18 protein-coding genes and 2 tRNA genes are annotated in these 22581 nt (G+C 63.1%); 12 read left to right on the plus strand and 8 right to left on the minus strand.

Annotation, left to right across the window (positions count from 1 at the left end):
• Positions 1-13: 13 nt before the first annotated feature.
• The 4 genes from NMB41_RS24030 (at position 14) to NMB41_RS24045 (ending at position 2538) form a co-directional block, all read left to right on the plus strand.
• Positions 14-235 (plus strand): K+/H+ antiporter subunit F, encoded by a 222-nt coding sequence (locus NMB41_RS24030; protein ID WP_494382901.1) that lies wholly within the window; start codon positions 14-16, stop codon positions 233-235.
• On the plus strand, positions 232-636 hold the full coding sequence (mnhG, locus tag NMB41_RS24035; protein WP_494380245.1) for a monovalent cation/H(+) antiporter subunit G: 405 nt from the start codon (positions 232-234) through the stop codon (positions 634-636). The genes NMB41_RS24030 and mnhG overlap by 4 nt, the downstream gene beginning before the upstream one ends.
• 182 nt (positions 637-818) lie before the next feature.
• A complete protein-coding gene (locus NMB41_RS24040; protein WP_494380246.1) occupies positions 819-2165 on the plus strand; it encodes an RNA-guided endonuclease InsQ/TnpB family protein in 1347 nt (448 codons plus the stop codon).
• A gap of 13 nt (positions 2166-2178) precedes the next feature.
• Positions 2179-2538: a DUF1428 domain-containing protein gene (locus tag NMB41_RS24045; protein ID WP_494380247.1), complete on the plus strand. Its 360-nt coding sequence runs from the start codon at positions 2179-2181 to the stop codon at positions 2536-2538.
• 56 nt (positions 2539-2594) lie between these two features.
• On the opposite strand, the gene ssb is transcribed toward NMB41_RS24045, so the two are convergent.
• Complete coding sequence (gene ssb, locus NMB41_RS24050; protein ID WP_494380248.1) at positions 2595-3104, minus strand: single-stranded DNA-binding protein; 510 nt, start codon at positions 3102-3104, stop codon at positions 2595-2597.
• A 455-nt stretch (positions 3105-3559) separates the two neighbouring features.
• Between ssb and uvrA the strand changes: the two genes are divergently transcribed.
• Positions 3560-6409: an excinuclease ABC subunit UvrA gene (uvrA, locus tag NMB41_RS24055; protein WP_494380249.1), complete on the plus strand. Its 2850-nt coding sequence runs from the start codon at positions 3560-3562 to the stop codon at positions 6407-6409.
• A gap of 112 nt (positions 6410-6521) precedes the next feature.
• Positions 6522-6983 (plus strand): DUF2214 family protein, encoded by a 462-nt coding sequence (locus tag NMB41_RS24060; RefSeq protein WP_494380250.1) that lies wholly within the window; start codon positions 6522-6524, stop codon positions 6981-6983.
• Here NMB41_RS24060 and NMB41_RS24065 read toward each other — a convergent pair.
• The gene (locus NMB41_RS24065; RefSeq protein ID WP_494380251.1) at positions 6968-8005 is read right to left on the minus strand and encodes a MerR family transcriptional regulator; all 1038 of its coding nucleotides are present in this window, start codon (positions 8003-8005) and stop codon (positions 6968-6970) included. The two genes, NMB41_RS24060 and NMB41_RS24065, sit on opposite strands and share 16 nt — an antisense overlap.
• A gap of 116 nt (positions 8006-8121) precedes the next feature.
• On the opposite strand from NMB41_RS24065, the gene NMB41_RS24070 reads away from it, so the two are divergent.
• Positions 8122-8610, plus strand: a complete 489-nt coding sequence (locus tag NMB41_RS24070) for a P-loop NTPase family protein (RefSeq protein WP_494380252.1) — start codon at positions 8122-8124, stop codon at positions 8608-8610.
• A gap of 147 nt (positions 8611-8757) precedes the next feature.
• Here NMB41_RS24070 and NMB41_RS24075 read toward each other — a convergent pair whose 3' ends face one another.
• A complete protein-coding gene (locus tag NMB41_RS24075; RefSeq protein ID WP_494380253.1) occupies positions 8758-10626 on the minus strand; it encodes a phosphoenolpyruvate carboxykinase (GTP) in 1869 nt (622 codons plus the stop codon).
• A 349-nt stretch (positions 10627-10975) separates the two neighbouring features.
• On the opposite strand from NMB41_RS24075, the gene NMB41_RS24080 reads away from it, so the two are divergent.
• Positions 10976-11965 (plus strand): D-2-hydroxyacid dehydrogenase family protein, encoded by a 990-nt coding sequence (locus NMB41_RS24080; RefSeq protein ID WP_494380254.1) that lies wholly within the window; start codon positions 10976-10978, stop codon positions 11963-11965.
• A gap of 128 nt (positions 11966-12093) precedes the next feature.
• On the opposite strand, the gene NMB41_RS24085 is transcribed toward NMB41_RS24080, so the two are convergent.
• Positions 12094-12849 (minus strand): L-asparaginase, encoded by a 756-nt coding sequence (locus tag NMB41_RS24085; protein WP_494380255.1) that lies wholly within the window; start codon positions 12847-12849, stop codon positions 12094-12096.
• A gap of 137 nt (positions 12850-12986) precedes the next feature.
• Here NMB41_RS24085 and NMB41_RS24090 point away from each other — a divergent pair, with 137 nt between their 5' ends.
• Positions 12987-13472 (plus strand): asparaginase domain-containing protein, encoded by a 486-nt coding sequence (locus NMB41_RS24090; protein ID WP_494380256.1) that lies wholly within the window; start codon positions 12987-12989, stop codon positions 13470-13472.
• Positions 13473-13533: 61 nt separating this feature from the next.
• Here the strand turns inward: NMB41_RS24090 and NMB41_RS24095 are convergent, their stop codons facing one another.
• The 3 genes from NMB41_RS24095 to NMB41_RS24105 form a co-directional block, all read right to left on the minus strand.
• Positions 13534-14430, minus strand: coding sequence for a recombination-associated protein RdgC (locus tag NMB41_RS24095; RefSeq protein WP_494380257.1), 897 nt, complete (start codon positions 14428-14430; stop codon positions 13534-13536).
• 87 nt (positions 14431-14517) lie between these two features.
• Positions 14518-15594: a DNA polymerase IV gene (gene dinB / locus NMB41_RS24100; RefSeq protein ID WP_494380258.1), complete on the minus strand. Its 1077-nt coding sequence runs from the start codon at positions 15592-15594 to the stop codon at positions 14518-14520.
• A gap of 140 nt (positions 15595-15734) precedes the next feature.
• Positions 15735-17516, minus strand: coding sequence for a S8 family serine peptidase (locus NMB41_RS24105; protein WP_494380259.1), 1782 nt, complete (start codon positions 17514-17516; stop codon positions 15735-15737).
• 597 nt (positions 17517-18113) lie between these two features.
• Here NMB41_RS24105 and NMB41_RS24110 point away from each other — a divergent pair.
• From NMB41_RS24110 to NMB41_RS24120, 3 genes are all read left to right on the plus strand, one after another.
• A tRNA-Val gene (locus NMB41_RS24110) sits at positions 18114-18189 on the plus strand.
• Positions 18190-18225: 36 nt separating this feature from the next.
• Positions 18226-18302, plus strand: a tRNA-Asp gene (locus tag NMB41_RS24115).
• 326 nt (positions 18303-18628) lie between these two features.
• Positions 18629-21361 carry a PAS domain-containing hybrid sensor histidine kinase/response regulator gene (locus NMB41_RS24120; protein ID WP_494380260.1) on the plus strand — a complete coding sequence of 911 codons (2733 nt, stop codon included), beginning with the start codon at positions 18629-18631 and terminating at the stop codon, positions 21359-21361.
• A 2-nt stretch (positions 21362-21363) separates the two neighbouring features.
• Here NMB41_RS24120 and NMB41_RS24125 read toward each other — a convergent pair whose 3' ends face one another.
• Positions 21364-22515 (minus strand): GGDEF domain-containing protein, encoded by a 1152-nt coding sequence (locus NMB41_RS24125; RefSeq protein ID WP_494380261.1) that lies wholly within the window; start codon positions 22513-22515, stop codon positions 21364-21366.
• Positions 22516-22581: the final 66 nt, after the last annotated feature.

The following is a 22581-nucleotide window of genomic DNA, read 5'->3' on the forward strand; positions in this document are numbered from 1 at the left end:
CGTGCTGGTGGCGATGGTGCTGTGCGCGCTGCGCCTCTTGATCGGCCCATCCGCGCACGACCGTGTACTCGCCCTCGACACCTTATGGATGGCCGGCATGCTGCTGGCGCTGGTGCTGGGCATCCGCTTCGGCACCCAGGTGTATTTCGAAGTGGCGGTGCTGATCGCGCTGGTCGGCTTCGTGTCCACGATCGCGATGGCGAAATTCCTGATGCGCGGGGAGATCATCGAATGAGCGGGATCGCCGAGCTGCCGGCCTGGGCCGCGCTGATCGTCGCGCTGCTGCTGTTTGTCGGCGCTTCCATCATCCTGATCGGCGCCCTGGGCCTGCTGCGCCTGCGCACTTTTTACCAGCGCATCCACGGTCCCGCGATCACGATCACGCTGGGCGCCGGTTGCATCCTGATCGCATCGATGCTGTACTTCACGGTGGCGCAGGCGCGCCTGGTCATTCACGAAGTCATCATTGCCGCTTTCCTCCTGATGACGGCGCCCGTGGTGTCGATGCTGATCATGCGCGCCGCGGTCTACCGAGATTTGCGCGCCAGGAAGAAGGACGCCGGCGCCACCGCGGGCGGCGTGTACACGATCGTCGAAGAGGAAACACCGTCCAGTCCGGCGCCTGGCAAGCAATAAGGAATTTTGCGTCGTTGTCGAGGTCTCATCTCTACCCATTTAAAAAGGAGCTAGACTCTGGTCGCCAAGGAAGTGCTCAAAGGTGCTCGAAAGTGGTTTGAAGGTACACAAACTATTCCAGCTGCGGTCGAACCGTCTGCGCCCGCGGTAGTCGAACATCGATTCACCGACGCCACCCCGACATGCTCCTGACCCATCGCATCCGCCTCGCTGCCACTCCGGAACAGTGCGAATACTTCGCACGCGCGGCAGGGACCGCACGCCGGGTCTGGAACTGGGCCCTGGCCGAGTGGCAACGGCAGATTGCCGCTAACCTGCGGCCCAATGCGATGGCATTGAAAAAGCAGTTCAATGCAATCAAGTATGCTCACCCCGACTGGCTCGATAGCGAGGGCCAGCCCTGGCTGCGCACGATCCACCGCGACGCCCACGCGCAGCCATTCGCGCACCTGGCCAAGGCATGGACCCGCTATTTCACGGCGCGCAAGGCAGGCCAGCCTGGCCACCGGCCCCGCTTCAAGAAGAAAGGCCGTTGCCGCGACAGCTTTTATGTTGCCAACGACAAGTTTCGCGTCGAGGGCAACAGCGCCGTCCTGCCGAAGGTCGGGCGGGTGGCCCTCGCCGAGGCGCTGCGGTTTCCCGGCAAGATCATGGGGGGCAGTATCTCCCGCGAGGGCGACCACTGGTTCCTCGCGGTTCAGGTAGAAGTGCCCGACGGGGTCGCACTGACGTGTCGCACCGGCGACGGGGCGGTGGGCGTCGACCTGGGCGTGACCGCCGCGGCCACGCTGAGCACGGGCGAGAAGATCGCAGCGCCGCGCCCCTTACGCTCGGCGCTGCGCCGCCTGCGCATTCGTTCGCGCCGCCAGTCGCGGAAAATGAAAGCGGCCAAGGCCGCTGCAGGGTTCGTCGGCGCCATTCCGAAGGGAACACGCCTGTCGAGATCCATCAACCAGACCAAAGGCGCGCGTAGTCTCGCACGCCTGAATGCGCGCATCGCCCGGGTGCGCGCCGATTTTATTCACAAGCTCACCACGCGTCTCTGCCGCGAAAACCAGGCGGTGGCGATCGAGGATCTGCACGTCAAGGGAATGCTGGCCAATGCGCGCCTGGCGCGCAGCATTGCCGATGTCGGCTTTCATGAGATCCGGCGCCAGTTGCAGTACAAGGCCCGACGCTACGGCACGGTGATCGTGCTGGCCGACCGCTGGTATCCGTCCAGCAAGCTGTGCTGCGCCTGCGGTCGGAAGAATGGTTTGCTAGTGTTAGCCGAACGCGTGTGGACCTGCAGTTGCGGCGTACGGCACGACCGTGATGTGAACGCGGCCATCAATCTACAACGGCTCGCAACCGGCGCCCTTGCGGCGCGCACTGCGCTACCCGTGGCGAGTCCGGCGGCAACGCCGGGCACTGCTGCCGGAATGGTTCCGGCAGCAGGCGGGAAAGTCACGCCTGTCAGGCACGAACACGGTCAGCAGGGCGGTTCGGGACAGGAAGAGAGCGGTGCGTACTTTTGCGCACGTTTTTGATAGCAGAACAATCATGGCGTATGTCGATGGTTTTGTGATTCCCGTCCACAAGGACAAACTCGAGGCTTACCTGGACATGTCCAGGAAATGCGCGGCCATCTGGCGCGAACTTGGGGCGACCGAATTCCGTGAATGCGTCGGCGACGACGTGAAACCCGGCAAGCTCACCTCTTTCCCCCAGAGCGTGAACCTGGAAGACAACGAACTCGTGATCTTTTCCTGGATCGTCTACCCCTCGCGTGCCAAGCGCGACGAGGTCAACGACAAGGTCATGCAGGACCCGCGCATGGCCGAGTACATGAAGCCGGAAAACATGCCCTTCGACGGCAAGCGCATGATTTATGGCGGGTTCGAGATGAAGGTGGATATGTAGGGACGAAAAAAAACCCGCAGCCGAGGCTGCGGGTTGTCGGTCGGTGCGCGTGCTGATCAGAACGGGATGTCGTCATCCATGTCCGAGAAGTTCGGTGCCGGACGCTGCGGCTGTGGACGTGCTGCCGGGGCTGGTGGCGCCTGGCGTGGCGCCGGACGCTGCTGCTGCTGTTGTGGCTCGTAGCCGCCGCCGTCGTCCATCCCCATGCCGCCGCTGTCGCCGCCCATGCCCGCACGGCCGCCCAGCATCTGCATGTTTTCAGCGATGATGTCGGTTGCGTAGCGCTCGATGCCGTCCTTGTCCGTGTACTTGCGGGTCTGCAGGCGGCCCTCGACATAGACCGAGGAACCCTTCTTCAGGTACTGGCCGACGATCTCGGCCAGGCGGCCGAAGAACGAAATGCGGTGCCATTCGGTCAGCTCTTTCTGCTCGCCGGTATTCTTGTCTTTCGACTTGTACGAGGTGGCGACCGCGATGTTCGCGATGGCGTCGCCGCTCGGCATGTAGCGGATTTCCGGGTCGCGGCCGAGGTTGCCGACGATGATGACCTTGTTAACTGATGCCATGGTGGTACTCCTTCAGGATGGTGTGAGCCCTGGCTCTGCACGTTTCTAAGCGCCAGGGAACTAGGTGATACAGCACGATATTATGGGGCCGAAGCGGCGCCACTCAAAGCAGATTTTGTTGGGATCAGTCAGCATTCCGGGCGGCGCAAAAACAGCAAATTCTTGTCGCCGAATACACCCTACGCCCCGCCGCAAAATTTATTTTCGGATTCTGAACGGTTTGACATTGAAGCCTGGGCCAAACGGCTCACATAGGGACGAAACTGATATTGTCGACTTCAATGCACGTGTCGGAACAGCATATCAGTCTGGCATCGCTGGTACACAAGAGTACTGGATGAATGTACAGCCGCAACAAAAACGCGTTAAACTAGCAGATTCCCCCTCGATTGGCCCGCCAACGCGACAGTATCGTGCGCCGGCCCCGCAAACTTATTGAAAGCCTGCCAAATTTAATGGAAGAAATTCGTATTCGTGGTGCCCGCACTCACAATCTGAAGAACATCAATCTCGACCTGCCGCGCAACAAGCTGATCGTGATTACCGGCCTGTCGGGCTCAGGTAAATCCTCGCTTGCCTTCGACACCCTGTATGCCGAAGGCCAGCGCCGCTATGTCGAGTCGCTCTCGGCCTACGCGCGCCAGTTCCTGCAGCTGATGGAAAAGCCGGACGTCGACCTGATCGAAGGCTTGTCGCCGGCCATTTCCATCGAGCAGAAAGCGACTTCGCACAATCCGCGTTCGACCGTCGGCACCGTCACTGAGATCCACGACTACCTGCGCCTCCTGTACGCGCGCGTCGGCACGCCCTATTGCCCGGACCACCCGCACGAGCCGCTGGCCGCGCAAACCGTCTCGCAGATGGTCGACACCGTGCTGGCCATGCCCGAAGGCACCAAGCTGATGATCCTGGCGCCGGTCGTGGCCGGCCGCAAGGGCGAGCACAGCGATTTGTTTGCGGGCATGCAGGCCCAGGGCTTTATCCGCTTCCGCATCCAGAGCGGCGTCAATCCGGCCAGGATCTACGAGATCGACGAACTGCCGAAGCTTAAAAAGACGGAAAAGCACTCGATCGACGTGGTCATCGACCGCATCAAGGTGAACCCGGAGATCAAGCAGCGCGTGGCCGAGAGTTTCGAAACCGCCCTGCGCCTGGCCGATGGCCGCGCCGTCGCTTTCGAAATGGACACCGAGCAGGCGACCGTGTTCTCGAACAAATTCGCGTGCAACGTCTGCGGCTATTCGCTGCAGGAACTCGAGCCGCGCCTGTTCTCGTTCAACAACCCGATGGGCGCCTGCTCTGAGTGCGACGGCCTGGGCCACATCGAGTTCTTCGATCCGAAGCGCATCGTCGCCTTCCCGAACCTGTCGCTCGCGTCCGGCGCCGTCAAAGGCTGGGACCGCCGCAACCAGTTCTATTTCACGATGCTGTCGAACCTGGCGACCCATTACGAATTCGACCTCGACAAACCCTTCGACCAATTGCCGAAACCGGCGCAGGACGCCGTCCTGTTCGGTTCCGGTAAAACATCGATCCCGTTCACCTATGTGAACGAGCGCGGCCGCACGGTGATTCGCGAGCACACCTTCGAGGGTGTCGTGAACAACCTGCAGCGGCGCTACCGTGAAACCGATTCGATGGCGGTGAAGGAAGAACTCTCGAAATTCATCAACGAGAAAAAATGTCCTTCCTGCGACGGCGCGCGCCTGCGCACCGAAGCGCGCTTCGTGAAAATCGGCCAGGGCGCCCAGCAGCGCGCGATTTACGAGGTGTCGGATAAACCCCTGCGCGACACGCTGGAATTCTTCGAGACCCTGGTGCTCACCGGGGCCAAGAAGGAAATCGCCGAGCGCGTGATCAAGGAAATCATCGCGCGCCTGAAATTCCTGAACAACGTCGGCCTCGATTATTTGTCGCTCGACCGCAGCGCCGATACCCTGTCGGGCGGCGAAGCGCAGCGCATTCGCCTGGCCTCGCAGATCGGTTCCGGCCTGACGGGCGTGATGTATGTGCTCGATGAGCCGTCGATCGGCCTGCACCAGCGTGACAACGACCGCCTGATCGGCACGTTGAAGCACTTGCGCGACATCGGCAACAGTGTATTGGTGGTCGAGCACGACGAGGACGCGATCCGTACCGCCGACTATATCGTCGACATGGGTCCGGGCGCGGGCGTGCACGGCGGCCAGATCATCGCCGAGGGTACGTTAGAACAGATCATGGCCAACGAGCATTCGATCACCGCCCAGTACCTCGACGGCCGGCGCAAGATCGTGGTGCCGAAGAAGCGCACCAAGTCGAACCCCGAGCGCCAGCTGGTGATCACGAACGCCACCGGCAACAATCTGCGCGGCGAGACCCTGCACCTGCCGGTCGGCCTGATGACCTGCATCACCGGTGTCTCGGGCTCGGGCAAATCGACGCTGATCAACGACACGCTGTACCCGGCCCTGTCGCGCCACCTGTATGGCTCGCAGACCGAACCGGCGCCGCACGACGCGATCTTCGGCCTCGAGCATTTCGACAAGGTGATCTCGGTCGACCAGGCGCCGATCGGGCGCACGCCGCGTTCGAACCCGGCGACCTACACCGGCCTGTTCACCCCGATCCGCGACCTGTTCGCGACGGTGCCGACGGCCAAGGAACGGGGTTATTCGGCGGGCCGCTTCTCGTTCAACGTCAAGGGCGGGCGCTGCGAAGCCTGCCAGGGCGATGGCGTCATCAAGGTCGAGATGCACTTCCTGCCGGACGTGTATGTGCCGTGCGACGTCTGCCACGGCAAGCGCTACAACCGCGAGACGCTCGAAGTCCACTACAAGGGCAAGAGCATCACCGAAGTGCTGGAGATGACGGTCGAAGATGCGCACGAGTTCTTCAAGCCGGTGCCGGTGATCGCGCGCAAGCTGCAAACCCTGCTCGACGTCGGCCTCGGCTACATCAAGCTGGGCCAGAGCGCGACGACCCTGTCGGGCGGCGAGGCGCAACGTGTAAAACTGTCGCTGGAACTGTCGAAGCGCGATACGGGCCGCACCCTGTACATCCTGGACGAGCCGACCACCGGCCTGCACTTCGCCGACATCGACTTGCTCTTGAAAGTGATCCACCGCCTGCGCGACCAAGGCAATACGCTGGCGATCATCGAGCACAATCTGGATGTGATCAAGACGGCGGACTGGATTGTCGACCTCGGCCCCGAGGGCGGCGCCGGCGGCGGCAAGATCGTCGCCACCGGTTCGCCGGAAGAAGTGGCGGACAATCCGGCCAGCGTGACGGGCAAGTACCTGAAGCCCTTGCTGGTGCAATAAGCGTCTGCATGGATGGACGAAAAAAGGCAGCGCCGCGGCTCTGCCTTTTTATTTTTGTGGGGTGAATCCGGATGCGCTAGAGTAGGCACACCTCCACCGCCGAGCCGCCATCATGACCGACCTTGCCCTTGCCATCGTCCACCACCTGATCGTCTTCGGCCTGGCGGCCGTGCTGGCTGCGGAACTGGCCTTGATGCGTCCCGCCGCCATGTCGCCGCAAACCGTCAAACTGCTGGGTCGCTTCGACGCCGCTTACGGTTTTCTGTCGCTGGCGATCCTGGCCGCGGGGGCCATTCGGGTCATGTACGGCGCCAAGGGCGCGGATTTCTACCTGCACAACCACGCGTTCTGGGCCAAGATCGCGGCGTTTGCCGTGGTCGGCCTGCTCTCGATCAAGCCGACCATGCGCATCGCCGCCTGGCAAAAAAGCTTGAAGGCCGATGCCGCCTTCATGCCGCCGCTCGAGGAAGTGGGCAAGCTGCGCAAGACCCTGCTGATCGAGATCCACGCGTTCGCGCTGATCCCGATTTTTGCGGCGATGATGGCGCGCGGCGTCGGTTACGGGGCAGGCTGAGTACGCTGCAGCGATTGCATCGCCGCCCGGATGAATCCGATCATGCGCTCGTCCACCATGCCCGGCTGCTTCAGTTCCTGCTCGTTCTCCAGCGCCTGGCGGATCTTTTGCTGGGTCGCAGGATTGTCGCCGGCGAACGAGCGGAACAGGTCGAACCATTCCCGTGCGAGCGCCTGCGCTTCGGACGAATCGGGCGCCCTGCCCTCGTCCATGGCCGTGCGCACGCGGGCGATCAGCGGCGGCCATTCGGCGTTGCGCTTGCCGAGATTGGCGCGCACGAATGCGAACTCGTCGGCATCGAGGTAGCGCGCGTAGACTGCCAGTTGGGTTTCCTTGGAGGCGGCCAGCACGAAGGCCATCACTGCCGAGGTGACGCCAGTGCGTTCCTGCACCGACGGTTCCTGTTCGTGCATCGCATTCAGTTTGGCGAACAGGACCGGATTCGATCCGGTATCGCGCGCCATCGTCGCCATCCATCGCTTTGCCAGCGAGCGCGAGCGTTCATCGGCAGGATCGGCGCCGGCGCCGATCAATTGGTGCGCCTCGGTGACCAGGGTCCGCCATTCGCTCTCGACCTCCTCTGCTTTCGTGTACAGCGGCAGTTCCTGCAATTCTTGTTGCGTAAAATATTTTTCGTACATGGTCATGTGCTCCAGTGTAATCAGCCAGTCGGCCGGATCCGGTTGCCGCTCCTCAATCAGCTGCCCGCGCAGGCGCGCGAGACGGCTGGGCAAGGCACTGGCCTGCTCGATCTGGCGATCAAGCATGCCGATCTGGCGCTCGACGAGCTCCGTCAGCGGCAGGTCCGGTCCGGTGAGATAGGTTCCGATCTCGGCCAGCGTCATCCCGAACCTGCGCAGCGCCAGGATGCGGTGCAGCCGGGCGATGTCAGCTTCGTTATAGAGCCGGTAGCCGGCATCGGAACGCGCCGAAGGAGACAGGAGCTTGACGTCGTCGTAATGGTGCAGCGTGCGCACGGTGAGTCCCGTCCGTTTTGCCAGTTCGCCGATTTTCAGCAGCATCGTGTCCTCTCTATCTTCATGCGTGCAGCCATGCTGGAGCCTGACGCTGCGTGAGGGTCAAGCTTTACTTTAAAACGGCTAATATTAATACTTCGTGGAAATTGGATCCAAACGATATGCGAATACTCATCATGGGCAACTCGGGTTCCGGCAAGTCCTGCCGTGCCCGCGCGCTGGCGGCGCAGCACGGCCTGGTGCACTTGGACCTGGACACCATCGTCTGGGAGCCGGGGAAGATCGCGGTGCCGCGCCCGCCGGAACAGGTGCGCGCCGAGCTGCTCGCCTTCGTGACCGGCAATGAGGCCTCGGTGGCGGAAGGCTGCTACGGCGATCTGGTGGAAGCGGCGCTGCCGTATTGCTCGGAGCTGGTGTTCATGAACCCGGGACGCGAAGTGTGCCTGGAGAACAATCGCAGGCGCCCGTGGGAACCGCACAAATACGATTCGATGGAAGCGCAGCAGAGCAAACTCGCTTTCCTGCTCGACTGGGTCGGTGGATATTACGAGCGCGACGATGCGATGTCGTATGCGCGGCACCGGCGTTTATTCGATGGGTTTGGCGGCAATAAAACCGAAGTCACGGTACTTGAGAGCAAAGAATCGTAGGGTGGGCTCCGCCCACGCGGTAAAGCGGCTGAGCAGCCGCACCGTTGAGCGCTGACGCAAGCTGTTCCACACAAAAAAGGGCAGCGCCACACGGCACTGCCCTTTTTACGCGCAGCCGTTATCAAACGGCCGCCCTCCTCAGAAACGTTACGACGCCAGCTGCTGTTCCAGCTTTTGCTTGGTTTCCACCAGCTCTTGCGGCAGGCGGTAGGCCAGCTTCTCGAACAACTCGGTGTGCAGTTTCAGCTCTTCACGCCAGGCGTCGCCGTCGATCGATGTGATCTGCTGGAATTGCACTTCGGTGAACTCGATGCCTTCCCAGTTCAGGTCGGCGTAGTTCGGCGAGCTGCCGAACAGGTGCGGGGTACCGGCGGCAGCCTTGCCGTCGGCGCGCTCCAGGATCCATTTCAGGACGCGCATGTTGTCGCCATAACCAGGCCAGACAAAATTGCCCGACTCGTCGGTACGGAACCAGTTGACGCAGAAGATTTTTGGAAGCGCCTGCGGGTTCTTGGCTTCGACTTTCTTGCCGAGATCCAGCCAGTGCTGGAAGTAGTCGCTCATGTTGTAGCCGATGAACGGCAGCATCGCGAAAGGATCGCGGCGCACGACGCCCATCTGGCCAGCAGCGGCAGCGGTCGTTTCCGAACCCATGGTCGCGGCCATGTAGACGCCTTCGACCCAATTGTTCGCTTCGGTGACCAGCGGCACCGTGGTCGAGCGGCGGCCGCCGAAAATGAAGGCCGAGATCGGCACGCCGGCCGGATCGTCCCAGGCCGGGTCGATCACCGGGTTCTGGGTGGCGGCGACGGTAAAGCGCGCGTTCGGATGGGCAGCCTTGGTGCCCGAGGCAGGCGTCCAGTCTTTACCTTGCCAGTCGATCAGGTGGCTTGGGGCTTCTTTCGTCATGCCTTCCCACCAGACGTCGCCATCGTCGGTCAGCGCGACGTTGGTGAAGATGACGTTTTCGCGCAGCGAGGCCATGCAGTTCGAGTTGGTCTTGTCGTTGGTGCCCGGTGCGACGCCGAAATAACCCGCTTCCGGGTTGATCGCGTACAGCTGGCCATCAGGACCCGGCTTGATCCAGGCGATGTCGTCGCCGATGGTCGTGACTTTCCAGCCGTTGAACGAGGTCGGCGGGATCAGCATGGCGAAGTTGGTCTTGCCGCAGGCCGAAGGGAAAGCGGCGGCGACGTACTTCTTGGCGCCTTCAGGCGACTCCACGCCCAGGATCAGCATGTGTTCTGCCAGCCAGCCGGTGCCGCCGGCTTGAGCTTCCTGGTAGCCCATGTTCGAGGCGATGCGCAGTGCGAAGCACTTCTTGCCCAGCAGCGCGTTGCCGCCGTAGCCGGAACCGAAGGACCAGATTTCGCGGGTTTCCGGATAGTGGACGATGTATTTGGTGGGGTTGCATGGCCAGGCCACGTCCTTCTGGCCGCTGGCCAGCGGTGCGCCGACGCTGTGCACGCACGGGACGTAATCGCCATCGGTGCCCAGCACGTCGTACACGGCCTTGCCCATGCGCGTCATGATGCGCATGTTGACGGCGACATAAGGCGAATCGGACAGCTCGACGCCGATGTGGGCGATCGGCGAACCCAGCGGGCCCATCGAGAACGGCACCACATACATCGTGCGGCCGGCCATGCAGCCGTCGAACAGGCCGTTCAGGGTCGTGCGCATCTCGGCCGGGTCGGTCCAGTTGTTCGTCGGGCCGGCCTGCTCTTTGGTAGCCGAGCAGATATAAGTGCGGTCTTCGACGCGCGCCACGTCCGACGGGTCGGACTGGGCCAGGTAGGAATTCGGGCGCAGTGCAGGATTGAGACGCTTCATCGTGCCGGCTTCGACCATCTGTGCGCACAGGCGGTCGTACTCTTCTTCCGAGCCGTCGCACCAGTAGATGGCGTCAGGCTTGGTCAGGGCGGCAATGTCTGCCACCCAATTGATGAGCTTCTGGTGTTTGATGTGGGCGGGAACGTTCAGGGCGGCGACACCGCTCATCACGGGCTGGTTCATGGTACCTCCAACAATTAAGAATTCTGTGTGGTCCCGGCATGGGCAGGATCGTCGTAGGTGCATGGGACTGCGCTATGGAATCCCTGGCTCACTGTGGAGCGGCGGTACGGCGGTCGTGTCGACGGCCTCATTCACGAGGCGTTGGAACGGGGGTGAAGCCTGGTCTGTTATACACTTCCGTGCTGTCAAACGCTTAATATTCGGGCGATTGTACACCCCCTAAACTGCGATTCAAGCTCTTCGGATCGAAAAATGTAGGAAATATAGTTGACTAATATAGTAGGCTACTTGGATTCTGCGGGAACGCGTTATTCCTTTACGTGCCCATCAATAACTTCGTCCAACTCCGATGAAAATTGCCATTCTTGACGACTACCAGAACGCGGTGCCGGCGCTCGACTGTTACAAAATATTGGACGGTCACGAGGTCAAAGTGTTCAATAATTCTGCGCGCGGCCTCGGCCAGCTGTCGATCCGGCTCGCGCCCTACGAGGTACTGGTGCTGATCCGCGAGCGGACCAGCCTGTCTGCCGCCCTCCTGAACAAGTTGCCGAATTTGAAATTAATTTCGCAGACCGGCAAGGTCAGCGGGCATGTCGACGTGGCCGCCGCCAGCGCGCGCGGGATTGCGATTGCCGAAGGCACCGGCTCGCCAGTCGCGCCGGCCGAATTGACCTGGGCGCTGATCATGGCCGCCAGCCGCAAGATCGTGCCGTATGCCACCGGCCTGAAAGAAGGCGCGTGGCAGACGGCGTCCGTGAATCCCCAACTCAACGGACTCGGCCGCGTGCTGCGCGGACGGACGCTGGCGATCTGGGGCTACGGCAAGATCGGCAAGCTGCTGGCCGGTTATGGCAAGGCCTTCGGGATGCGCGTGCTGGTCTGGGGAAGCGACGCCAGCCGCGCCGCGGCGGCTGCCGATGGCTGCGACATGGCCGCGTCGCGCGAGGCCTTCTTTGCCGAGGCCGATGTGCTCAGCGTGCACCTGCGACTGGCGGACGCCACGCGCGGGATCGTCACCGCCGCCGACCTGGCGCGCATGAAGCCGGATGCCTTATTTGTGAACACGAGCCGTGCGGAACTGGTGGAACCAGGCGCGCTGGAGGCGGCGCTGCATGCCGGGCGGCCCGGAATGGCGGCGCTGGACGTGTTCACCGAGGAACCCCTGGGGGTTGATGCGCCGCTGCTGCGCATTCCCACGGTGCTGGCGACGCCGCACCTGGGGTATGTCGAGCAGGACAGCTACGAGATGTATTTCAGGGCGGCGTTCGAGAACATTGCCAATTTCGCGGCGGGCAACCCGACGAATATCCTGAACCCTGAAGCGTTAGGGTCGTAGGGTGGACAGGTTTCCTGCCCACGCGTTCAATCCGAGCAAGATCTGTCGCGCAGGCCGATCGGACATGATTTGAACGCGTGGGCGGGAGACCCGCCCACCCTACATCCTGTGCAGCGTGATCGATCCGTTCAACGCAACTCCGGCTCACCCGTCAGATTGATTTTGCGCGCCGGCATCACGTGCGAACGCGTCCACATGCCGGCCCAGCCCGGCGGCCAGCCGATTTCCGGTCCGGCATACGCGGGCAAGCCGGCCCGCACTGCCACCACCGGCACCGGCGGCGCCTCGATCAGCCCGCCTCCCGGCGGGCGCTCGACGTTCAGGCTGTACATGTAGCCCGGCAGCAGCGCCTCGCAGGTGTCGGCGAACCAGGCCGTGTGGTCCTCGTCGCGGCCCAGCGCTTGCGCCAGGCCTTGCGGATCGAATTTCGCCAGCGCGTGGATCAGCTCGTCGGTCGTGGCGCCGGGCGTGTCGCCCCATCCCATGACGGGATTGTTGTTGTACTCGGCGCCAGAGCCGTACCAGCCTTCGCGCCAGGAGCGCTGCATCCAGTTGCGCTGGCCGGTGAACAGATGCCAGCGCCAGTGCAGCCCGGACGGCTTGGGCCAGGAATACAAATACAGCTTCTGGTAGCCGGCCTGGTGCAGCGCGCGCACGGCGGCCATCAGGCGCGCATGCGGCATGCGGTCGGGCGGCGCGCGCCTGAAAAGGATGGGTTCGCCATCGGCGTGCTGGACTTCGTCGCTCGATAAATTCAGGTCGAGCGTGCGCGCTTCGTTGCCGAAGCGGGCGGAAATCCAGCCGGTCAGCAGGTTGACATGGGTGATCACGCCATACCCGCGGTGGCGGTGGAAAATAACGGTTCCTGGAGCAAGGGCTTTCATACAATTCTGTTGGGCTTGCTTGAAAAAGAGATCAGTCTACTCATCCGATCCAGCCGATTCTAGCGCAGTCACATATGGATACACACCCGTTTGGCGCTATGATGACCCACCTTTTTTTTCTGCGTTTATAAACCGATATGACTTTGCGACTCATCGCCACCGGCGGCACCTTCGACAAACATTACAACGAACTGACGGGCGTACTCGGCTTTTCCGAGAGCCACATGCCGGACGTCGTCAAGCGCGCGCGCCTGACCATTCCGGTCGAGCTGCAAGTGCTGCCGCTGCTCGATTCGCTCGACATGCAGGATGCCGACCGCCAGCGCGTGCTGGAGGCCTGCCAGGCTGCCGCTGAAAAAGCAATCGTCATCGTCCACGGCACCGACACCATGCCGCAGACGGCTGCCGTGCTGGGCGCCGCAAACCTCGGCAAGACCATTGTCCTGACCGGCGCGATGATCCCCTACGAAATCGCCAATTCCGACGCACTTTTCAACCTCGGCTTTGCCTGCGGTGTGGCGCAAACGCTGGCGCCCGGCGTGTATGTCGGCATGAACGGACAAGTGTTCGCCTGGGATAATGTGACGAAGAATCGCACGGCGGGGGTGTTCCAGCCGCTGTAATGAAAACGGACCCAGCAGGGTCCGTTGTTATATCGATGGCAAGGTGGCCACCACAGGCCGATCAGGCCTTCGCTTCGCCGCCCAGTGCTTCCACCAGGTCGGCCAGCATCTTCGCCAGCTCGCCGGTCATCAGCATGATGTCGTTGTCGAAACGCTCGTCGTCGCTGTTGGTGACGCTCTCGCCTTCCTTGATGACGTCCAGCGGCTTGACGCCCTTGATCGCCAGCGATTCGGTCAGCACGAAACTGACGCGGCTGTTCCAGGTCATCGCCAGGCGCGTGCACTGTTTACCGGCGGCGATGTGGCGGCGGATGTCGTCCGGGTCGAGCGAGTGTTTGACGTAACGCACGGCGGCGCGGCTTTCGCCGGTGGCGCGCAGTTCCGTGTCCTGGTCGATCGTGAAGTTGTACGGCGCTTCATCGGCTTCCAGCCAGCCGGTCATCACGGCCACTGGCGAACGCTGCACGCGCAGCGACTCGAGCGGCATGCGGTCCACGCCCTTGAGCAGCAGTTTCACCACTTCATCGGCCTTCGCCGGGCTGGCGGCGTCAACGACCAGCCAGCCGTTGACCGGGTCGATCCAGGTCCAGGTGTTGCTGCGGATCGTGAACGCGCGCGGCAGCAGTTCTTCGGCCACGCGTTCCTTCAGTTCTTTCATCGCCTTTTTACCTGGCGGGAAACCTTGCGCCTCTTCCATCTCGGCAGCCTTGGCCTTGGCGACCTGGTTGATGACCGAGCTCGGCAGCAGCTTCTTTTCGGTGCCCAGCATCATCAGCATCTGCTTGTTGACGACGTGAACCAGACCGCCGTTCGGACGCGGCGCATCCCAGCCCTGGCGCAGCAGCTCATTGCTGTTGGCAGGCGTGAAGGCCATCGGCGCCAGCGCCGCTTCCATCTGTTCAGGGGTAAAGGCCCACGGTGCGGGCAGACGGTAAATCTGAAGATTCTTGAACCACATAGTTGCTTTCTGTTGTCTCAGTATTTCAGGGGAACGACATTTTACACGCTGCAGCCCCCGTATTTTCGGGTGGCAACAAACGCTTTTTTAATGTGTTGCGTGTTCGTCAAACAGGCGCAGCTGTTCGACATATTCGGTATCGCCCAGCCGCACACCCACACCCAGCAGGCGCACGGGGCGGCTGGCGCGCAGCCAGCCGGTTTCCATCAGCCGCGCGAAGGTGGGCAAGTGCGGCGCGTACCCGACGCACTCGACGGTGGTCTGCTGAAAATCCGAAAATTTAATTTTGACGAATAACTTGTTGATGAATTTTTCGGCACTGGCACGTTTGATCCGGCCCAGCAGGTGTTCATATAAATCGGGCAGCAGCGCCAGGCAGGCCGCCAGGTCCGGCACGTCATTGGTATAGGTTTCCTCGGTGCTGACCGACTTGCGTTCGCGCTCCGGACTGACTTCGCGGTTGTCGATGCCGCGGCATAAGTCGTGCAGGCGCGCGCCGAAACTGCCGAAGTGGTGCTGCAGCTCCTGCATCGTCCAGCCGCGCAGGTCTTCGCAGGTTTGCGCGCCCAGCTTGTTCAGCTTGGCCGCCGTCACCTTGCCGACCCCGTGCAGTTTTTTCACGGGCAGCGCCGACACGAAGGCATCGACTTCTTCCGGCCGCACCAGGAACAGGCCGTCGGGCTTGTTCCAGTCGCTGGCGATCTTCGCCACGAATTTGTTCGGGCCGACGCCGGCCGAGGCCGTGATGCCGACCGTCTCCACGATGCGGCGCCGGATTTCCTGCGCGATGAGTGTCGCACTGCCCTTGCAGTGCGGCGAATTCGAGACGTCGAGATAGGCTTCGTCGAGAGACAACGGTTCGACCAGGTCGGTGTAGTCGGCGTAGATCTCCATGATCTGGCGCGAGGCGATCCGGTATTTTTCCATGGCCGGCGGAATGACGATCAGTTCCGGGCACAGTTTCATGGCCTGGGCGGTGGCCATCGCCGAATGGATGCCATAGCGGCGCGCCTCGTAATTGCAGGTCGCCACCACGCCGCGCTGGTCGGCGCGCCCGCCGACGGCGAGCGGACGCCCGCGCAGCGTTGGGTCGTCGCGCATCTCGACCGACGCATAGAAGCAGTCGCAATCGCAATGGATGATTTTACGTGCGGGGGCGTTCACTCTGGCGGCGGCCGGGGGCCGACTACTGTAATTCCGTACAGTATCTCGTCAATTCGGATTTGGTGCAAGGGCAAGCGCAAGACAAAAAAAGACGCGCGGCAAGCCGCGCGTCAGATCAAGCGAACTACAAAAACCGCTGATTACCAGTTCAGTTTCAGCGTGTACTTGCCATTGGTCGCCCCCGTGCCGCCGCCGTAGTACTTGACGCGCACATAGCGGGCCGCAGTGGCGGTGGTCGTGTTCGACACCGAAGCGGAGTCGGTCGCGCCGGCGCCCGCTTCGCTCAGGGCCAGCTGCGTACCTGCACTGTTGTAGATGTACAGGTCATAGTCGGAGGTCGACAGGCCAGGGGTCAGCGTTGCCGACAGCGTCTTACCGGCTGGCAGCTGGAGCACGAAGTAGTCGTTGTCGGTCGAGGCGCTCATGGTGCCGTTGACGGTGGTGCCGGTGGTGCTGATGGCGTTCGCGGTCGAGATCGTGTTATTCGACTCGGTTTCCGAGATCGTCGGGCCGACCGGGGTCACGCTGGTGGCCGAAGCCACTGCCGCTGCCGCGTCGACGATACCGGTACCGCACTGCGAGCAGGTGCCAGGGAAGGCGCGTGCCGTGCTTTTCAGCTTAGCCTCGATCTGGTCCGGGGTCAGCGCGCTGTTCTTCGCCAGCATCAGCGCGGCCACGCCGGCGACGTGCGGCGTCGCCATCGAGGTGCCCTGGTAGCCGGCGTAGTTGTCGGCGCCCGGACCGGCGGTGCCGGCGTTGAGCGTCGAGAGGATGTAGCCGTTGGCGTCGCCGCCTGGGGCTGCGACGTCGACCACGGTGCCGTAGTTCGAATACGGTGCGCGGGCGCCGTTGCGGTTGGTGGCAGCGACCGTCACGACGCCGGCGCAGTTGGCCGGATTCGAGTTACTGGCGTTCATGTTCTCGTTACCGGCCGCGACGATGACGACGGTGCCGCGCGAACGTGCGCTGTTGATCGCGTTCTGGGTGGTGGTGCCGCAGGCGCCGCCGCCGCCGAGCGACATGTTGATGACCTTGGCCACGTTGGCATTCGCCGGCACGCCGGAGACGGTACCGCCCGAGGACCAGATGATGGCGTCGGCGATGTCCGAGGTGTAGCCGCCGCACTTGCCGAGCACGCGCACCGGAACCACGCGGGCGTTATAGGCAACGCCGGCCACGCCCAGGCTGTTGTTGGTCTTGGCGGCGATGGTGCCGGCCACGTGGGTGCCGTGCCAGCTCGAGGTCGACGACGGTTCGCCGGCGGCGCACTCGTTGGCGGCGGTCCAGTCGCCCGGATCGCTTGGATCGGCATCGCGGGCATTGCCGTCGTTACCGATGGCGGCGTCGGAAATGAAGTCATAGCCGCCGACGTACTGGCCGGACAGGTCGGCGTGTGGACGGATGCCGGTGTCGATCACGGCAACCTTCACGCCGGTACCGGTCGAGCTGTCCCAGGCGGCCGGCAGGCGCAGGCCGCCGGTGGTTTCGGTGTAGTGCCACTGCTGGGCGTACATCGGGTCGTTGGCCGTGGCCATCTTGGTCATGATGCGGTCGGGCTCAGCGTATTCGATCGTGGCGTCGCGTGCCATCATCTCCTTGGCCAGCGCATCGGCCTCTTTTACCGAGACCTTGCGGTCGATCTTGAACACGTGCGCGCCGGTGGCGGTCGTGCGCAGCGCCTGCAGGCGCAGGCCGAGCTGCTGGCCGGCACGGTCGGCGATGGCCTGGCGGCCGGACGTCATCGCGGTCGCGACACGGGCCTGGGCGCCGCCCACATTGGCGTCCTTGTACTTGACGATCAGGCGGTCGGTATTGAGGATGAACTGGGAGGTGCCCGCTGCCTGTGCTTCAGGAGCGGTGCCAGCGGCGGAGGCGGAAGCCAGCGAACCGGTGGCGATGGAGACTGCTACAGCGACTTTCAACAAACATGGGTGAATCGAATGCGTCGACTTCATGTTGAGCCCTTTGTGTAGTTTTCCGTCAAGGCAATGCCTTGGTTTATGGTCTTCGGGATAAGTCCGAAGTGCCCTCGAACTGGCGGCTCGGAAAATGTACTGCGGAGAAAAAATGTTTGTCGGGTATTTCGAATCAAGTGCGGCAATTCTGCAACGTTTTGAACCGCTGTTTTAACAAAACCATCGTTTATTTGCACGGTTCGTATGTACACCAAATAACGTACGGCAAGATTTCATTATCATCGTCACAACAACCATTACTTTGCATATAAGGCAAGACTTAACTTTATGAATCACGCATGAAAAAGACCGTGCAGGGGGGCGTTCGTTCGGCTGTGCTTGCAGTTTTTGACATTGAATTGTGTTTTGTCAGCCTCCTGTAATTAATAGTTACTCTAAATTCCCCACTGCCGGGCTCTCTCGGCAGCTGAATCCGGAAAATACGCCGGAAACGGGTTTTGCATATTTTCAGAAAAACTCTTGCACATTCGCGAAGCCTTACGCTATGATTCGGGCCTCTTCAGACGCAGTGACAAGCGTCAGACGAACAGAATACGGTGAGCCGGGCGCTTAGCTCAGTTGGTAGAGCGGATCCCTTACAAGGATTAGGTCGGGAGTTCGAGCCTCTCAGCGCCCACCAGATTCAGTTCGAAGCGAGGAACCGATCAGTAAAAACGGAGCGGTAGTTCAGTTGGTTAGAATACCGGCCTGTCACGCCGGGGGTCGCGGGTTCGAGCCCCGTCCGCTCCGCCAGCATTAAAGAAAAAAGGTCCGACTTGTCGGGCCTTTTTTCTTTTTCCGCGCAGGAGTACTCCCCCTGCGGGGAGTACGGTTTGGGGCTCGAAGGGATTCCCTTGCAAGGGAATCCGCGGCCCGCGGAACGTGGGCGAGCCCCGTCCGCTCCGCCAGCATTAAAGTTAAAGGGTCCGATTCGTCGGGCCCTTTTTCCATTCCGTTTCACTTTTCCTGCTTCGTGTGCGTGGACGTTACCAAACGAACAGTCAGCCTTTGCCTTCCATGGTATTGGTAAGCTTCTCAGCATTCACGATGCCCTCCCTGGCCCACTAGACGCTTCCCGCATGCAGCAATACGCCGATACCTCTCCCCTCCTCGATACCAACGCCCTTGGGCTGCAACTGTTCGAAAGCAGCCCTGACTGCCTCAAGCTGCTCAGCACTGACGGCAAGGTCGTGGCGATGAACAGGAACGGCATCTGCATCATGCAGATCGACGATTTCACCCGCTTTGCAGGCAGGCTGTGGAGCACGTTCTGGCCCACCGAAAGCCGGGACGCGGTCGAGGCCGCGATCGCGCTGGCGAACAGCGGCGGCACTGGCCAGTTCAAGGCTTTCTGCCCGACCGCCAAGGGCACGCCGCGCTGGTGGGACGTCATCGTCACCCCGGTATATGCCGACGACGGCCGGGTCCAGAACCTGCTGGCGGTGTCGCGCGACGTGACCGCGGCGCACGAGGCCGATGTGCAACGCGAGCGCCTGCTCAAGGAACTGCAGGCGGCCAATGCGCGCATGAGCGACATCTTCCGCCAGGCGCCGGCCTTCATGTGCGTCCTGAACGGGCCGGAGCACCGCTTCGAGCTGGTCAACGAGCGCTACCTGCAGCTGGTCGGCAACCGCGACCTGGCCGGCCAGACGGTACGCGAGGCGCTGCCCGAAGTCGAGGGCCAGGGATTTTTCGAACTGCTGGACGGTGTCTACCAGACGGGCGAACCTTTTTTCGGCACCGACCTGCCGGTGACGCTGCAGCGCCATCCCGGCGCGCCGCAGGAACAGCGCTTCGTCGACCTGGTCTACATGGCCCTGCGCGATGCCGACGGCAAAATCACCGGCCTGCTCGCCCATGGCGTCGACCAGACCGACCGCAAGCTGGCCGAAGTCAAACTCTTCGAAAGCCGCGAACGCTTCGCGAAAATCGTCGGCCAGGCCGCCACCGGCGTGGTCGAGATGGATCAGCAGGGCCGCATCACCCTGGTGAACCAGAAGTATTGCGACATGCTCGGCTATACCGAGGCCGAGCTGATCGGCGCGAGCGTGGCCGACGTGACCGCACCCGATTCGCTCGAGCAGAGCCTGCTCCGGATCGGCGACCTCAAGGCGGGCGGGCCGGGCTTCGTGATCGACAAGCATTACCTGCGCAAGGATGGCTCGCTGATGTCCGCCACCAGCAGCGTCAATGCGCTGCGCGGCCCCGCCGGCGAATTCCAGGGCCTGGTCGCGATCGTGCTCGACACCACCGAAAGCCAGCGGGCCGCGCAGGCGCTGCGCTCGAGCGAAGAGCGCTACCGCGCCCTGTTCGAGTCGATGGACCAGGGCTTCGGCATCATCGAGATGATCTTCGACGCCGACGGACAGCCGGCCGACTACCTGTTCGTGGAAATGAACGCGATGTTCGAGCGCCACACGGGCCTGGCCGGCGCCACCGGCAAGACGGCGCGCGAGCTGGTGCCCGATCTCGACCGCTTCTGGTTCGATACCTATGGCCGGGTCGCCTCGACCGGCGAAGCGGTGCGCTTCGAAAGCGAAGCGCCGGCCATGCAACGCTGGTTCGACGTCTACGCCACGCGCATCGGCGGCAGCGACAGCCGCAAGGTGGCGCTGCTGTTTACCGACATCACCGCGCGCCGGAATAACGAAGAACAGCTGCGCCAGCTGGCGGCCGACCTGTCCGACGCCGACCGCCGCAAGACCGAATTCCTCGCCACCCTCGCGCACGAGCTGCGCAACCCGCTGGCGCCGATCCGCAGCGGCCTGGGCGTCATGCGCCTCGCGGGCGACAACGCCAACGCCGTGCGCAAGGTGCGCGAAATGATGGAGCGCCAAGTGGGCCACATGGTGCACCTGATCGACGACCTGCTCGACGTGGCGCGCATCAGCGGCGGCAAGCTCGAACTCAAGCGCGAGCGGGCCGACCTCAAGCGCATCCTGGCCAGCGCGGTCGAGACCAGCGCGCCCCTGATCGACGCCGGTCGCCACCAGCTGCACCTGACGCTGCCCGACGCCGCCCTGAACATCGATGCCGACGTGACCCGCATCGCCCAGGTCGTGGCCAACCTGCTCAACAACGCCGCCAAGTACACCCCGGCCGGCGGGCGCATCGACCTGTCGGCGCACGCGGAAAACGGCATGGCCGTCATCACGGTAGCCGACACGGGTGTCGGCATCCCCGCCGATTCCCTGAACAGCGTGTTCGACATGTTCAAGCAGGTCGACCGCCACATGGAACGCGCCCAGGGAGGCCTCGGGATCGGGCTGTCGCTGGTGCGGCGCCTGGTCGAGATGCATGGCGGCGCCGTGCAGGCCAGCAGCGCCGGCGCGGGCCAGGGCAGCAGCTTCGAAGTGCGCCTGCCGCTGGCGACGGGCGAGGCCTTCGAGGCGGCCCAGCACGACCCGTCCGGGCGCGGCGCGGCCTCGAACCGGGCGCAGGGACTGCGCATCCTGGTGGTGGACGACAACGTCGATGCGGCGCTGACCCTGTCGATGATCCTCGAGGCCGACGGCCATGCGACGCGCGTGGTCCACGACGGCATCGCCGCCCTCGCCGCTGCCCGCGAATTCCTGCCGCAGGTTGCCTTCCTCGATATCGGCATGCCGGGCCTGAACGGCTATGAAACGGCCAGCGCCATGCGCCGCATCGCCGGCCTGGAAGCCATGACCCTGGTCGCCCTGACCGGCTGGGGCGCGGAAGGCGACCGCATGCGCTCGAGCGATGCCGGCTTCGACCACCATCTCACCAAACCGGCCCAGCTGAGCGCGGTGCAGGACTTGCTGGTGGGCGTGGCGTACACACAGAACTAGTTCTAGGCCCGGCGCCGGACCGCGGTACCCACTTCAATACGATTGCGCCCGTTTCGCTTGGCTTCATACAGGGCGTGGTCGGCGCGTGCCAGCGCGGTGGCCAGGTCTTCGTCGGGGTCGACCAGCACCAGGCCGATACTGACCGTCATCGTGTAGTGGTTGCCGCAGGTGAGCAGGCGGGTGTCGACCACGCCCTGGCGCAGGCGCTCGGCCACGTGCAGGGCGCCGTCGAGGTCCGTTCCCGGCAGCGCCAGCGCGAATTCCTCGCCGCCCAGGCGCCCCAGGATATCGTGTTCGCGCAGCGCGTCGTTGCAGGTGGCGGCAAATTTGACGAGCGCCTCGTCGCCGGTGGCATGGCCGAAGCGGTCGTTGAGCTGCTTGAAATGGTCGATGTCGAGCATCAAGAGCGTGATCGGCTGGTCCAGGCGCAGCGACAGCAGGCGCGCCGCCTCGGCGCGGGCGAAGAAGGCGCGCCGGTTCAGGAGGCCAGTCAGATCGTCGGTGGTGGCCAGGCGCTGCATGCGCGCGTCGTCGCGCTGTTTGCTCATCAGGATGAAGCCGAAACCGTTCACGATCAGCAGCAGGTAACCCGCAACATAGGCGACGGATTCCATCGCCGGCGTGATGCCCGACCCGAGGATCTCGATCAGCGCCCACACGGCGAGGATGGCGCCGCAGCCCATGTCGTTCGCGCCGATCAGGCGCTGCAGGGCGGTCGCACCCGGCAAGCGCGGATGCATCAGGATGGCGCCGGTCGTGAACGCGCCGAGGCCCATCGTCAGCGACACGTAGACGATCAGCTGCGTGCGCGGCAGGCCGTTGAGGAAGGCCGCGCAGGCCAGCAGCACGCCCAGCGAGGCCATCGGCACCAGGTAGCGCCGCAGCTGCGGATAACCGAAGAAGATGGCATACGCCGCCGCCTCGAGCGTGAGGCCGGCAACCCAGCCTGCCGATTCGATGATGGCGAGCAGGGGCAGGCCGGCCTCGGGGCGGGCCCAGGCCAGCAGCTGGGTCGCGCCGAACGCCATGCGCGCCCACATCCACATCGGCAAACCGGGAGTTGAACTGGCGCCGCGCACATAGGCGACCATCAGCACGGCAAACGCAATGTTGCCGATGCCGACTGCCAGCATAAAAGTAGAATGTTCAATCACTGCGTATTCCTTGTGGGCTGCGGCGGCGCTTGGCGCCGGCTATTTTTCTCCAACCCGGATATGCGA

The organism is Massilia sp. FBCC-B171 (genome assembly GCF_059134155.1).

What these genes read in the sequence shown, in the direction of transcription:
- NMB41_RS24065 (WP_494380251.1), bottom strand. Translation starts at nt 8,005, where the DNA reads ATGCTGCTGAAAATCGGCGAACTGGCAAAACGGACGGGACTCACCGTG.
- mnhG (WP_494380245.1), top strand. Translation starts at nt 232, where the DNA reads ATGAGCGGGATCGCCGAGCTGCCGGCCTGGGCCGCGCTGATCGTCGCG.
- ssb (WP_494380248.1), bottom strand. Translation starts at nt 3,104, where the DNA reads ATGGCATCAGTTAACAAGGTCATCATCGTCGGCAACCTCGGCCGCGAC.
- NMB41_RS24075 (WP_494380253.1), bottom strand. Translation starts at nt 10,626, where the DNA reads ATGAACCAGCCCGTGATGAGCGGTGTCGCCGCCCTGAACGTTCCCGCC.
- NMB41_RS24060 (WP_494380250.1), top strand. Translation starts at nt 6,522, where the DNA reads ATGACCGACCTTGCCCTTGCCATCGTCCACCACCTGATCGTCTTCGGC.
- NMB41_RS24045 (WP_494380247.1), top strand. Translation starts at nt 2,179, where the DNA reads ATGGCGTATGTCGATGGTTTTGTGATTCCCGTCCACAAGGACAAACTC.
- NMB41_RS24070 (WP_494380252.1), top strand. Translation starts at nt 8,122, where the DNA reads ATGCGAATACTCATCATGGGCAACTCGGGTTCCGGCAAGTCCTGCCGT.
- NMB41_RS24090 (WP_494380256.1), top strand. Translation starts at nt 12,987, where the DNA reads ATGACTTTGCGACTCATCGCCACCGGCGGCACCTTCGACAAACATTAC.
- NMB41_RS24040 (WP_494380246.1), top strand. Translation starts at nt 819, where the DNA reads ATGCTCCTGACCCATCGCATCCGCCTCGCTGCCACTCCGGAACAGTGC.
- uvrA (WP_494380249.1), top strand. Translation starts at nt 3,560, where the DNA reads ATGGAAGAAATTCGTATTCGTGGTGCCCGCACTCACAATCTGAAGAAC.
- NMB41_RS24030 (WP_494382901.1), top strand. Translation starts at nt 14, where the DNA reads ATGGTGCTGTGCGCGCTGCGCCTCTTGATCGGCCCATCCGCGCACGAC.
- NMB41_RS24085 (WP_494380255.1), bottom strand. Translation starts at nt 12,849, where the DNA reads ATGAAAGCCCTTGCTCCAGGAACCGTTATTTTCCACCGCCACCGCGGG.
- NMB41_RS24120 (WP_494380260.1), top strand. Translation starts at nt 18,629, where the DNA reads ATGCAGCAATACGCCGATACCTCTCCCCTCCTCGATACCAACGCCCTT.
- NMB41_RS24095 (WP_494380257.1), bottom strand. Translation starts at nt 14,430, where the DNA reads ATGTGGTTCAAGAATCTTCAGATTTACCGTCTGCCCGCACCGTGGGCC.
- NMB41_RS24080 (WP_494380254.1), top strand. Translation starts at nt 10,976, where the DNA reads ATGAAAATTGCCATTCTTGACGACTACCAGAACGCGGTGCCGGCGCTC.